The following is a 12,781-nucleotide window of genomic DNA, read 5'->3' on the forward strand; positions in this document are numbered from 1 at the left end:
GATGACTGAACTTCCCCTGATTGGCGAGGCTGTCGCCGTCGCGGCGGAGCCGCGCCTCGCCGGCGCCCGGATTGGCGTCGTTACCTTCCCCGGCACCCTTGACGACCGGGACGCTGCCCGCGCCGTCCGCCTGGCCGGTGCCACCGCCGTCGAACTCTGGCACGGCGACACCGGGCTCGGCGACGTGGACGCTGTGGTCATCCCCGGCGGTTTCTCCTACGGTGACTACCTCCGTGCCGGTGCCATTGCCCGCTTCGCGCCGCTGATGTCCAAAATCATCGACGCCGCGAACTCCGACGCCAAGCTGCCTGTCCTGGGCATCTGCAACGGCTTCCAGATCCTCACCGAGTCGCACCTGCTGCCCGGGTCGATGATCAAGAACGACCACCTCAAGTTCCTGTGCCGCGACCAGGTACTGCGCGTTGAGAACAGTAACACGGCGTGGACGCTGGACTATGAGGCCGGCCAGGAGATCACCATCCCGCTGAAGAACCAGGACGGCCAGTACATCGCCGACGAAAAAACCCTGGACGCCCTTGAGGCCGAGGGCCGCGTCGTCTTCCGGTACGTGGGCTTCAACCCGAACGGTTCCCGCCGGGACATCGCCGGCATCTCGAACGCCGCAGGCAACGTGGTGGGCCTCATGCCGCACCCGGAGCACGCCGTGGAACCGGGCTTCGGCCCCGAGTCGCTGGACGGCATCGGCGGGTCCGACACCGACGGACTCGGTTTCTTCACCTCCGTACTGAACAAGATTGTGGGAGGCGACAAGTGACCACCGAAACCACCAAGAAGTTCAACATCGACACCGTCGAGAACGCTGCCAAGACCCCGGACACCGAGCTGCCCTGGGCCGAGCTGGGCCTGAAGCAGAACGAATTCGACGAGATCGTCAAGGTCCTGGGCCGCCGCCCCACCGGCGCCGAGCTGGCCATGTACTCCGTCATGTGGAGCGAGCACTGCTCCTACAAGTCCTCCAAGAACCACCTGCGCCAGTTCGGCCAGAAGGTCACCGAGGAAATGAAGAAGGACATGCTGGTGGGCATCGGCGAAAACGCCGGCGTGACCAACCTGGGGGACGGCTGGGCCGTGACCTTCAAGATCGAATCGCACAACTCGCCGTCGTTCGTTGAGCCCTACCAGGGTGCCGCGACGGGCATCGGCGGCATTGTCCGCGACATCATTTCCATGGGCGCCCGCCCCGTGGCCGTCATGGACCCGCTGCGCTTCGGCGCCATCGACCACCCGGACACCGCCCGTGTCATGCACGGCGCGGTTGCCGGCATCGGCGGCTACGGCAACTCCCTGGGCCTGCCGAACATCGGCGGCGAGATGGTGTTCGACTCCGTCTACCAGGGCAACCCGCTGGTCAACGCCCTCGCCGTGGGCGTCATGCGCCACGAGGACATCCGCCTGGCCAACGCCTCCGGCAAGGGCAACAAGGTGGTCCTGTTCGGTGCACGCACCGGCGGTGACGGCATCGGCGGCGCCTCGGTGCTGGCCTCCGAGTCGTTTGACGACACCAAGCCCTCCAAGCGCCCCGCGGTGCAGGTGGGCGACCCCTTCGCCGAGAAGGTACTCATCGAATGCTGCCTGGAGCTGTTCAAAGGCTCGCTGGTGGAAGGCATCCAGGACCTGGGCGCAGCAGGCATCTCCTGCGCTACCTCGGAACTGGCATCCAATGGCGACGGCGGCATGCAGGTTGAGCTGACCTCCGTCCTGCTGCGCGACCCCACGCTGACACCGGGCGAGATCCTGATGTCCGAGTCGCAGGAACGCATGATGGCCGTGGTCACGCCGGAGAACGTGGAAGCGTTCGAAGCCGTCATGGACAAGTGGGCCGTGGAATACTCCTGGCTGGGCGAGGTGACCGACACCGGCCGCCTCATCATCACCTGGGAAGGCGACGTGATTGTCGACGTCGATCCCCGCACGGTCGCGCACGACGGCCCGGTCTATGACCGTCCGTTCGCCCGTCCCGAGTGGCAGGATGCCGTGCAGGCCGACACGTTCACCGGCTCCGTGCAGGACGCCGGCCGCCCGGCCGCTCCCGCCGAGCTGGCAAAGGCCGTGACTGAGCTGGTGGCATCGCCGAACATGTGCTCCAAGTCCTGGATCACCAACCAGTACGACCGGTACGTCGGAGGCAACACCTCCATGGCGTTCCCGGACGACGCCGGCGTGGTCCGGGTTGACGAGGAAACAGGCCTGGGCGTTGCCCTGGCCACCGACGCCAACGGCCGCTACACCTACCTGGACCCCTACCACGGCGCCCAGCTGGCGCTGGCCGAAGCCTACCGCAACGTTGCCACCGCAGGCGCCATCCCCATGGCCGTCAGCGACTGCCTGAACTTCGGCTCCCCCGAGGATCCGGACGTGATGTGGCAGCTGGCCGAAGCCATCCGGGGCCTGTCCGACGCCTGCATGGTGCTGGGCATCCCGGTCACCGGCGGCAACGTCTCCCTGTACAACCAGACGGGCACCACCCCCATCCACCCCTCCCCCGTGGTGGCGGTCCTGGGCAAGCTCGACGACGTCGCGCGCCGCACGCCGTCGGGCTGGCGTGAAGACGGCCAGGCCATCTACATGCTGGGCACCACAGGCGCCGAGCTGGACGGTTCCGAGTGGGCCAACATGCGGGGCCACCTGGGCGGGCAGCCGCCGAAGGTTGACCTTGAGGCCGAGCGTGCCCTGGGCGAGATCCTGATCAACGCTTCGCGCGACGGCATGATCGACTCCGCGCACGACCTCTCCGAGGGCGGCCTCGCAGCTGCGCTGGTTGAGTCCTCGCTGCGCTACGGCGTGGGTGCCCGGATCGCCTTGCAGGACATCATGGACCGGGACGGCGTGGACCTGTTCACGGCGCTCTTCTCTGAGTCCCAGGGCCGCGCCATTGTGGGCGTCCCGCGGTCCGAGGAAGTCCGCTTCACGGACATGTGCACCGCCCGCGGCTTCGCGCACACGCGCATCGGCGTGGTGGACGCAGCCAGCGGCACGCTGGACATCAACGGTGTGGAGAGCCTGTCCCTGGACGCCCTCCGGGAAGCCCACGAAGGGACGCTGCCGAAGTACTTCGGCTAGTCCCCACCGGCACCACCCATCGACTGCTCCGTACTTGTCGTTTTGACCCGTCAGAACGACAAGTACGGAGCACTCGTTTTTAAAAACCCCTTCGCCAGCCGGCCTGTGCCAGGGCAACAAGAACTTTGGCTGCGGCCGGTTTCGCATCGTTGACCATGTGGCGTTTGGAAATCCTGACCTCCGTCCACCCCAGGGAGGCGTACCGTTCAGAGCGCGTTATGTCCCTGGCGATCTGGCTTTCATCTCCGTGGTGCTCGCCCTCGTACTCGATTCCGATCCTGTATTTGCGGTAAGACAGGTCCGGTTCATGGTGCCTGACGCCGTCCTCGGTGATGATCGGAACGTTCAGCTCGGGCTCGGGCAGGCCTGCGCGGACGATAGCGAGCCGGAGCATCGTTTCCTGGGCCGAATCCGATCCGACCCGGATAAGTTCCAGGGCCTCCTTGGCCTTCCGGAGGCCCCGCTTTCCCCGGTGCCTGTCGATGGTCCGCTGCAGGTCCCATATGCTGCACAGCGGCAAGTCGCGGCCCTCGAAGTCGGGGCGCGGAGCACGGACACAGGCGTCCCCCATGGCCACGATTTCATCCACGGACAACAACTCGGCCATGTCGAGCCAGGTCCGGGCAGGCGTTGTCACCGGAATTCCGTCAAGTGTGGCGACCTCATCCTCAAACAGCTTCATGCGGTGCACGATGACATGGGGCCTGTCCAGGTGGGCTGCACCTTCGGGGCGGATGAGGTGGTAATCGTCATAGGCCTCGTCCTGGCGCCGCTGCGGCAGCGAATGCAGCTCCGCAGCCGTCACGTGCGAGGCTGCACACAGCTCGTTGACCTCGATGAAGGGCCGAACCCGAACGCTTAATGGGAGCGCCGTCGTCGTGCCTTCCACCCTGATGCCCCGGCCACGGTATGTCAGCGACCCGTGCCGCCAGCGGCGCGGGGACACTCCGGCAACCGAAGCGTCAACAAGAGTGAAGGGGCGTCCCCGGAGTTCCTCCGGCAGCGGGTGTGGGGTCTTCATCGATCCATGAGAGCAGAATCCCGACAACACCCGCAGAAGTTATCCACACCCTCCATCCATTGCTGAGCAGATGTCGTTTTGGCGCGTGAAAACGACAAGTTCTCAGCAATCGGCGGGTGGGCCCACGCCGCCAGGGTTCCCTGGCCGAGCTTGCGAGGCGAGGGTGGCGGTGGGGCTAGTCTTCGCTGTGGAGCTCGCGCTGGCGGGCGCTGAGCAGCTCGATCTCGGGCCGGCCGGCCACAAAGCGTTCGACGGCGGCCAGCACCTCCATAAGGTGTGGCCGGTCCGCTGCCACCAGGCCGACGCCGAGCTGCGTGCGCCGGTACTGGCTGTGGTCCCCTACCTCGGCGACCGACACCTCAAAGCGGCGTTTGAGCTCGGCCAGGAGCGGCCTGACGACGGACCGTTTCTCCTTCAGGCTGTGAACGTCGCCAAGGAGGATGTCGAACTCGATCCAGCCAATCCACATGGCTTCGGACCTTCCCTACTCGATGGTGAGCTCGCCCATCCGGTCCCAGCCGTCGCCGTCGAGCTGCCGGCTGACGATCCTGGGGGTTTCGGCGAGGGCCTGCGGCATGTCCGTCATGGCCTTCTTGAAGTGGCCGCTGTTCACGTGGTCGCCGGCGGCATCGTCCTTGAAGGCTTCCACGAGGACGTATTCGTTGGGATCGTCCAGGCTGCGGGACCAGTCGAACCAGAGGTTGCCGGGTTCCTTCCGGGTGGCTTCGGTGAAGTCCGCCACGAGGGCCGGCCAGCGCTCGGACCACTCGGGCTTGACCTTGAACTTGACGACGATAAAGATCACTGGGATTTTCCTTCCGCGGCGAGACTGCGTGCCCCTTCAATGTACCGGGAAGTAACGTAGCGCTGCGCCGCACGGGTCACCACGCCGCCGGCCGCGTAGAACCAGTTGGCAGGCCTGCTGAACGCCCGGATCCGCAGCCATACTTCACCCTGGCTGTTGATCTCCACTTCAAAGGATTCCTCCCCTCGGGCAGGGTGTCCGGGCAGCGTCCCGTAGCCAAAACCCGCCGATTGCGGCACGCCGTCCGGCGTCGGCTCATGGACCCACACCACCTGGCAGGGGGCCGGCAGGCGGAAGGGCCCGACGCCGAATCCGCTCACCACGCGTGCGCCGGGGACCGCCTTTGGCGAATCCGCGCGGACGCGCAGACCTGCCCGCCGCTGCAGCTCCCAGGCCAGGATGCCGTCCGCCACGCGACGGTAAACGTCCAGTCCGGTCCCCAGGCGTGCCTCCTCAAGGACACGGCCGTATCCTTCGGGAGCGCTGCCCTGTTCCGTGCCTCCCACTCCCGGGTAGTCCAGCCTGGCCACGGCCCTGTCAGTCAATGCTGCCTTCCTTCCCGAGGCGCGCCCACCCCAGTTGTTCCTGCTGCTTCCGGCTCAATCCTGACACCACCAGGTCGTAGGAGTCCTCCACCATGTCCCTGACCATCCCGTCCGGCAACGAACCGTCAAGGCGGACACCGTTCCAATGGGTCTTGTTCATGTGCCATGCGCCGGTAATCGCCGGGTGCACCGCCCGCAGCTGCACGGCAAGGGCCGGTTCGCACTTAAGGTTCACGTAAAAGTCGTCCTCATCCATGGATGACAGGGCAAACAGCTTGGCCTCGTGGCGGGTGCCGCCGGCAATGTGGGCCCGGACCTTGAAGACCGATACTTCCGGTCCAAACGGAAAATCCTCGTAGGCTCCCGGAAACGAAAGGCAGATCGTCCGCAGCGCATTTGGGTCCATGCAGGAAGCCTATAAAGCAGGCCTGCACGGTGCTAGTCTGCGAGGATGTCACGCGACCAGGGAGCCATACCTGTTCTGGATCTGAGTACCGCACGGCAGCCCTACGGGCCCTTCAGCCCGGAGTTCATCGAGCAGCTGCGGCATGCCACCCACGATGTGGGCTTCTTCCAAATTACCGGCTACGGGGGCCGCCCTGGCCAGGCAGAAGAGCTGCTGGACCTCCTCAGGCGCTTCTTCAACCTGCCGCTTGAGGAGCGGATGAAGCTGGACAACCGGCTGTCCCCGCACTTCCGCGGCTACACCCGGATGGGCACCGAAATGACCCAGGGCCGGGCGGATGCGAGGGAGCAGATCGACTACTCCCCCGAACGTGAGCCGGTGAAGGACTATCCGGAGGACCAGCCCTACTGGCTGCTGCAGGGGCCCAACCTCTGGCCGGACGAAGCGTTCCCCGGGCTAAGGCCTGCCGCCATGGAGTGGGCCGAACTCATGTCGGAGGTAGGGATGGAGCTGCTGCGGGCCATCGCGGTGTCGCTGCAGCTGCCGGAGGACTACTTCGATGAACCGTTCCGGGACACCCCGGCGTGGATGGGCAAGCTGGTGCACTACGTGGGCGGCGTGGTGGAAGCCGCCGGTGACCAGGGTGTCGGTTCGCACGCCGACTACGGGTTCGTGACCCTCCTGCTCCAGGACGGCGTGGGCGGCCTGGAAGTACTGCCGCCCGGCACCAGCCAGTGGTTGCCCGTGGAGCCCCTTCCGGGAGCCCTGGTGGTGAACCTCGGCGAGATGCTGGAAGTAGCCACGGAGGGATACCTCGCAGCCACTATCCACCGCGTCCAGGCCCCGCCGCCGGGTGTGGACCGCTACTCGGTACCGTTCTTCTGGTCGCCCCGGCTCGATGCGGTCATAGAACCGGTTCCGCTGGCTCCCGGGCTGAAGGCGGCGGCCCGGGGCATCACGGACGATCCCGCCAACCCGCTGCTGGCTTCCTTCGGAATGAACATGCTCAAGGGCCGCATGCGCGCACACCCTGACGTCACAGAGCGGCACTATCCTCACTTAATGCAGGGCCGGAGCTGATTAACTGCCGGAGCCGCTGAAGCTCTACAGGTTGTACTTCCAGGCGAGCTGCGCCGGGCAGGCGTTCATCACCACGTCGAGGCCGGCCGCCTTGGCGCGCTCCGCCGCCGCCTCATCGATGACGCCCAGCTGCAGCCAGACGGCTTTGGCCCCCACGGCAATGGCCTGGTCGACCACGCTGCCCACCTTCTGCGAATTCACAAAGCAATCCACGACGTCGATGGGCTGCTTTTCGGCCGGGATGCCGGCCAGGGTGCGGTACCCGGTTTCGCCGTGGACAGTATCGCCGGGCAGGTTGACGGGAATGATGTCCATGCCAAGCTTGTCGCGGATAAAGAGCGAAACATCGTAGGCTGCGCGCCACTCATTGGTGGTGAGGCCGACGATGGCCCAGCGGCCCTTGGTTCGCATGAGGCGTTCAATGACTGCAGGATCGTTCGTGTGGCCCATGGGATCAGCCTACGCTCCCCGCTGGAAGTCCTGAAGGACCGAATAAAAGAACGAATACAGCAACGTTGGGCGCCTGTGAACGAATATTAAGCGGCGGCTGCGAGAGTTTGCTCTCGCGGATTCACTGGAGTGTAGTGGTCTTTGACCATCCCGAGCGGCCGAGAGACCTGGATCGATGACGCCGCAGCAACCCTGGTCGCCGGACGTTCCCCCACGCTCCGGCGATAACAAGGATGGCAGCCGCGGATCTCCGGAACTGGCTTTTCCGGAAGGCTGCCTCCGTCGGGTGCTACCGCCAGGACCGATGGAGTGAAACGATGGGCTTGAGCGCCGCTGAAACGATGGACCTGAACGCGGGGGTCCACCCTGACAATGTTGCCTTTTGGGAGCAGCAGGCGCTGCGTCTGGACTGGGACACACCGTGGCACACGGCGCACCGCTGGCTTCCGGCAGACCCGGAGGCTGCCCGCGGCCCGGAGATCACCTGGTTCGAGGGCGGCACGCTCAACGTGGCCGCCAACTGCGTGGACCGCCACGTCGCGGCCGGCCGCGGCGCCAAGGTGGCCCTCCACTTCGAAGGCGAGCCGGGCGACCGCAGGTCCATCACGTACGCCGAACTCCAGCGCGAGGTGGCAAAAGCCGCCAATGCGCTCCTGGCCCTGGGCATCACCAAGGGTGACCGCGTGGTCATCTACCTCCCGGTCATCCCCGAGACAGTCATCATCACGCTCGCCGTGGCCCGGATCGGCGCCATCCACTCCCTGGTGTTCGGCGGTTTCTCGGCCGAAGCGCTGAAGTTCCGGGTGGAGGACACCGGCGCCAAGCTCCTGGTCACCACCGACGGCCAGTTCCGCCGCGGCGTGGCCGTTCCCGTGAAGGACAACGCGGACGCCGCCGTCGCCGGGGGCAATGCCATCGAGCACGTCCTGGTGGTCAACCGCACCACCCCTGCCAACGGCCTGGCCGCCGTCCCCATGACCGCAGGCCGCGACGTGTGGTGGCATGACGTCGTCGGAAACGCCCCGGACGTCCACGAGCCGGAGGCTTTCGACGCCGAAACGCCGCTGTTCATCATGTACACGTCCGGGACCACCGGGAAGCCCAAGGGGCTGGTGCACACCTCCGGCGGCTACCTGACGCAGGCCTCGTGGAGCTTCGAGCACCTGTTCAGCAACCCGGATCCGGCCCTCCGCGACCGCGACGTGCACTGGTGCACGGCCGACCTCGCCTGGGTCACGGCCCACACCTACGAGATCTACGGCCCGCTGTCCAACGGCGTGACGCAGGTGATCTTCGAAGGCACTCCCAACACCCCGCACCCGGGCCGGCATTTTGAGGTCATCGAACGCTACGGCGTAACCCAGTACTACACGGCACCCACCCTGGTCCGGTCCCTCATGGGCTGGTTCCCGGACGGTGTACCGGACACCTACGACCTGTCCTCCATCCGCCTGCTGGGGACCGTGGGGGAAGCGGTCAACCCCGAAGCCTGGCGCTGGCTGCGGAACAACGTGGGCGCCGGCACCGCACCGGTGGTGGACACGTGGTGGCAGTCCGAGACCGGGGCCACCATCCTCTCCCCCGCGCCGACGGACAGCAGCTTCAAGCCCGGCTGCGCCGCCCGTCCCCTGCCGGGAGTCAGCACCAGGATCGTGGACGACGGCGGCAACACCGTTGCGCCGGGCGTCCAGGGAAACATCGTGGTTGACTCCCCCGGGCCCGCCATCGCCCGCACCGTCTGGGGCAACCCGCGCCGCTACTTCGACTCCTATTGGAGCAAGTACGCGGACCAGGGCTGGTTCCTCGCCGGCGACGGCGCCAAGTACGACGCCGACGGCGACATCTGGATCCTGGGCCGCGTGGATGACACCCTGAACGTCTCCGGCCACCTGCTCTCCACCATCGAGATCGAGTCCGCCCTGGTGTCGCACCCGGACGTGGTGGAGGCCGGAGTCTGCCCGGTGGCGGATCCGAAGACCGGCCACGCGGTGGTGGCCTTCGTCGTGCTGAAGGCCGGGGCCCCGGCAGACTGTATCGACGAGCTCCGGCACCACGTGGCCGAGGAGATCGGCCCCATCGCCAAGCCGCGCGACGTCGTCGTTGTTCCCGATGTCCCCAAGACCCGCAGCGGCAAGATCATGCGCCGGCTGATCACCCAGCTGTTCGAGGGAACTGCGCTGGGCGACACCACTTCACTCCAGAACGAACCGGCCATCGCCGGTATCCAGGACGTCCTGCGCCAGCGGGCCCTACCGAAGGAAAATTCATGACCGAGATCAGCAACGTCGCACGACTCTCCGAACCGCTCAAGTTCGCCTACTGGGTGCCCAACGTCTCCGGCGGCCTGGTGGTATCCACCATCGAACAGCGCACCGGCTGGGACTTCGACTACAACAAGAAGCTGGCCCGCATCGCCGAAGAATCCGGCTTCGAATATGCCCTGACGCAGACGCGCTACGCCGCCTCCTACGGCGCGGACAAGCAGCACGAGGCGACGTCGTTCAGCCTGGCACTGCTGGCCGCCACGGAGCGCCTGAAGGTCATCGCCGCGGTCCACCCGGGCATGTGGCACCCGGGCGTGCTGGCGAAGTACATCATCACCGCCGACCACATCTCCAACGGCCGCGCCGCCGTCAACATCGTCTCCGGCTGGCTGAAGAGCGAGTTCACCAACTTCGGCCTGGAGTGGCTGGAGCACGACGAGCGCTACGTCCGCACCGAGGAATTCATCAACGTCCTGCGCGGATTGTGGACCGAAAAGGACTACAGCCAGTCCGGCAAGTACTACAACATCACCGACTTCACCCTGAACCCGGCCCCCGTGGACGTCCCCGGCCGCGCCCACCCCGAGATCTTCTTCGGCGGAAACTCGACGGCGGCCCAGGCCACCGCGGGCCGCGTGGCGGACTGGTACTTCTCCAACGGCAAGGACCTTGAGGGTTTCAAGGACAACATCGCCGGCGTGGTGGCCGCTGCCGGCGAAACCGGCCGCGGCGCCGAAGGGCGGCTGGCCGCTCCCCGGTTCGGCCTCAACGGGTTCGTCATCGCCCGCGACTCCGAAAAGGAAGCCCGGGACACCCTGCGCGAGATCGTGGAAAAGGCGCACAAACCCGCCGTCCAGGGCTTCCGCGATGCGGTGCAGGAAGCCGGTGCCTCCACCAAGGACGGCAAGGGCATGTGGGCCGACTCCACCTTCGAGGACCTGGTCCAGTACAACGACGGCTTCAAGACCCAGCTCATCGGCACCCCGGAGCAGATTGCCGAGCGCATCGTGGAGTACAAGAAGATCGGCGTGAACCTGTTCCTCACCGGCTACCTGCACTTCCAGGAGGAGGTGGCGGCGTTCGGCCGCGACATCCTGCCGATCGTCCGGGAGCTTGAGGCGGACCTGGCCCGCAGGAACGGCACCGAATTGGTCCCCACCCGCCCCCTAGCCTCGCAAGCTCGGCCAGGGAACCCTGCGGGCGTGGGCCCATCCGGCACCCCGGTTGCCGCCGAAGCGGTGGCTGTCTGATGGCTGAGCGCACCTTCGGGTTCCGCACCCGCGCCCTGCACGCCGGCGGCACCCCTGACGCCGAACACGGCGCCCGCGCCGTTCCCATCTACCAGACCACGTCGTTCGTCTTCAAAGACACCAACGACGCCGCCAACCTGTTCGCCCTCCAGAAGTACGGCAACATCTACTCCCGCATCGGCAACCCCACCGTCGCGGCGTTCGAGGAGCGCATCGCGTCCCTCGAGGGTGGCATCGGAGCGGTCGCGACGGCGTCGGGCATGGCAGCGGAGTTCATCACCTTCGCCGCCCTGACACAGGCGGGCGACCACATCGTGGCAGCTTCCCAGCTGTATGGCGGAACTGTGACCCAGCTCGACGTGACCCTGCGCCGGTTCGGCGTGGACACCACGTTCGTCCCCGGCACCGACCCCGCTGACTACGCCGCGGCGGTGCGGGACAACACCAAAGCCATTTTCGTGGAGGTGGTGGCCAACCCGTCGTCGGAGGTCCAGGACCTGGAGGGGTTGGCAAAGGTGGCGCACGACGCCGGCATCCCCTTGGTGGTCGACGCCACCTTGAGCACGCCGTACCTGGTGCGGCCCATCGAACACGGTGCCGACATCGTGATCCACTCCGCCACCAAGTTCCTGGGCGGCCACGGCACCACCCTGGGTGGCGTAGTGGTGGAGAGTGGCCGGTTCAACTGGGGCAACGGCAAGTTCCCCACCATGACTGAGCCCGTGGCTTCCTACGGCAACGTCTCCTGGTGGGGCAACTTCGGTGAGTACGGGTTCCTCACCAAGCTGCGCAGCGAGCAGCTGCGGGACATCGGTCCGGCCCTTTCGCCGCAGTCGGCGTTCCAGCTGCTCCAGGGCGTTGAGACCCTGGCACAGCGGCTCGACGAGCACCTGAAGAACGCGCAGGCCGTGGCCGAATGGCTGGAAAACGATGAGCGGGTAGCCTACGTCAACTACTCGGGCCTGCCTTCGCACCCGCACTTCGAACGGGCCCGGAAGTACCTGCCGCTTGGCCCGGGCTCGGTGTTCTCCTTCGGGGTCAAAGGTGGGCGCGCCGCAGGGCAGAAGTTCATCGAGTCCCTGCAGCTGGCCTCCCACCTGGCCAACGTGGGTGACTCCCGGACCCTCGTGATCCACCCCGGCTCCACCACCCACCAGCAGCTCAGCGCAGCCCAGCTGGAATCCGCGGGCGTGCCGGAGGACCTGGTCCGCATCTCGGTGGGCCTCGAGGATATCGAGGACATCCTGTGGGATCTGGACCAGGCACTCACCGAAGCCTCCAACGCCGCGGCCCGGGACGCCGCCGTCGCCCAAGAACCCGCAGGCGCCTGCACGATCGGAGCAAACGCATGAGCCCCGCCGAACGCACCTGGTCCGGCCCGTCGGCACCTGAGCGGCTGGCCCTGCTCCGGCAGGCGACATCCATTGCCATTGTTGGAGCCTCTGACAAGCCGTCGCGGGCCAGCTACTTCGTGGCCACGTACCTGCTGTCCTCCACCCGCTACAAGGTGTACTTCGTGAACCCGGTGGTCAAGGAGATCCTGGGCCAGCCCACGTATGCGTCCCTGGCGGACCTGCCGGAGAGCCCGGACATCGTCGACGTTTTCCGCAAGCATGACGACCTTCCGGGCGTCCTGGACGAGGCCGTGGCCGCCGGCGCCAAAACACTCTGGCTGCAACTGGGTTCCTGGCACGAAGGCGTCGCGGCAGGCGCGGAAGCCGCGGGGCTCAACGTGGTGATGGACCGCTGCGTGAAGATCGAGCACGCGCGCTTCCACGGCGGACTCCACCTGGCCGGCTTCGATACCGGCGTGATTTCCTCCAAGCGCCAGGTCATGGCCTGACCGGCGGCTGCATGCGGCGACAGCGGGTCCGTCCGA

Annotated in this window: 13 protein-coding genes; 7 read left to right on the forward strand and 6 right to left on the reverse strand. The window is 66.5% G+C overall.

What is annotated here, in order from left to right; all coding sequences use genetic code 11:
* Window position 1 precedes the first annotated feature (1 nt).
* Together purQ and purL are read left to right on the forward strand one after the other, a co-directional pair.
* Window positions 2-775 carry a phosphoribosylformylglycinamidine synthase subunit PurQ gene (gene purQ, locus BACI349Y_RS17090; protein WP_159633509.1) on the forward strand — a complete coding sequence of 258 codons (774 nt, stop codon included), beginning with the start codon at window positions 2-4 and terminating at the stop codon, window positions 773-775.
* Window positions 772-3,081, forward strand: coding sequence for a phosphoribosylformylglycinamidine synthase subunit PurL (purL, locus tag BACI349Y_RS17095; RefSeq protein WP_159633512.1), 2,310 nt, complete (start codon window positions 772-774; stop codon window positions 3,079-3,081). The genes purQ and purL overlap by 4 nt, the downstream gene beginning before the upstream one ends.
* Before the next feature lie 79 nt (window positions 3,082-3,160).
* Here the strand turns inward: purL and BACI349Y_RS17100 are convergent, their stop codons facing one another.
* The 5 genes from BACI349Y_RS17100 to BACI349Y_RS17120 all read right to left on the reverse strand — a co-directional run bounded on the left by BACI349Y_RS17100 (window position 3,161) and on the right by BACI349Y_RS17120 (window position 5,858).
* Complete coding sequence (locus tag BACI349Y_RS17100) at window positions 3,161-4,102, reverse strand: hypothetical protein (RefSeq protein WP_236560892.1); 942 nt, start codon at window positions 4,100-4,102, stop codon at window positions 3,161-3,163.
* 175 nt (window positions 4,103-4,277) lie between these two features.
* A complete protein-coding gene (locus tag BACI349Y_RS17105; protein WP_159633515.1) occupies window positions 4,278-4,571 on the reverse strand; it encodes a DUF503 domain-containing protein in 294 nt (97 codons plus the stop codon).
* A gap of 15 nt (window positions 4,572-4,586) precedes the next feature.
* The gene (locus BACI349Y_RS17110; protein WP_159633518.1) at window positions 4,587-4,907 is read right to left on the reverse strand and encodes a putative quinol monooxygenase; all 321 of its coding nucleotides are present in this window, start codon (window positions 4,905-4,907) and stop codon (window positions 4,587-4,589) included.
* Window positions 4,904-5,452 (reverse strand): DUF1990 family protein, encoded by a 549-nt coding sequence (locus tag BACI349Y_RS17115; protein ID WP_159633521.1) that lies wholly within the window; start codon window positions 5,450-5,452, stop codon window positions 4,904-4,906. The genes BACI349Y_RS17110 and BACI349Y_RS17115 overlap by 4 nt, the downstream gene beginning before the upstream one ends.
* Window positions 5,445-5,858, reverse strand: a complete 414-nt coding sequence (locus BACI349Y_RS17120) for an MmcQ/YjbR family DNA-binding protein (protein ID WP_159633524.1) — start codon at window positions 5,856-5,858, stop codon at window positions 5,445-5,447. Before BACI349Y_RS17120 ends, BACI349Y_RS17115 begins: the two co-directional genes overlap by 8 nt.
* A gap of 45 nt (window positions 5,859-5,903) precedes the next feature.
* Between BACI349Y_RS17120 and BACI349Y_RS17125 the strand changes: the two genes are divergently transcribed.
* Window positions 5,904-6,938, forward strand: coding sequence for an isopenicillin N synthase family dioxygenase (locus tag BACI349Y_RS17125; RefSeq protein ID WP_159633527.1), 1,035 nt, complete (start codon window positions 5,904-5,906; stop codon window positions 6,936-6,938).
* A 24-nt stretch (window positions 6,939-6,962) separates the two neighbouring features.
* On the opposite strand, the gene BACI349Y_RS17130 is transcribed toward BACI349Y_RS17125, so the two are convergent.
* Window positions 6,963-7,388: a CoA-binding protein gene (locus BACI349Y_RS17130; RefSeq protein ID WP_159633530.1), complete on the reverse strand. Its 426-nt coding sequence runs from the start codon at window positions 7,386-7,388 to the stop codon at window positions 6,963-6,965.
* Between the two features lie 233 nt (window positions 7,389-7,621).
* On the opposite strand from BACI349Y_RS17130, the gene acs reads away from it, so the two are divergent.
* From acs to BACI349Y_RS17150, 4 genes are read left to right on the forward strand one after another with little or no spacing between them, the layout of a single operon-like run.
* Window positions 7,622-9,658: an acetate--CoA ligase gene (gene acs / locus BACI349Y_RS17135; RefSeq protein ID WP_442858418.1), complete on the forward strand. Its 2,037-nt coding sequence runs from the start codon at window positions 7,622-7,624 to the stop codon at window positions 9,656-9,658.
* Complete coding sequence (gene sfnG, locus BACI349Y_RS17140) at window positions 9,655-10,902, forward strand: dimethylsulfone monooxygenase SfnG (protein ID WP_236560894.1); 1,248 nt, start codon at window positions 9,655-9,657, stop codon at window positions 10,900-10,902. Before acs ends, sfnG begins: the two co-directional genes overlap by 4 nt.
* Window positions 10,902-12,254: an O-acetylhomoserine aminocarboxypropyltransferase/cysteine synthase family protein gene (locus tag BACI349Y_RS17145; protein WP_159633536.1), complete on the forward strand. Its 1,353-nt coding sequence runs from the start codon at window positions 10,902-10,904 to the stop codon at window positions 12,252-12,254. The genes sfnG and BACI349Y_RS17145 overlap by 1 nt, the downstream gene beginning before the upstream one ends.
* Entirely contained in the window at window positions 12,251-12,745 is a 495-nt protein-coding gene (locus BACI349Y_RS17150) for a CoA-binding protein (protein WP_159633539.1), read from the forward strand. The genes BACI349Y_RS17145 and BACI349Y_RS17150 overlap by 4 nt, the downstream gene beginning before the upstream one ends.
* Window positions 12,746-12,781: the final 36 nt, after the last annotated feature.

Source organism: Arthrobacter sp. 8AJ, assembly GCF_902506025.1.
Taxonomy (GTDB): Bacteria; Actinomycetota; Actinomycetes; order Actinomycetales; family Micrococcaceae; genus Arthrobacter.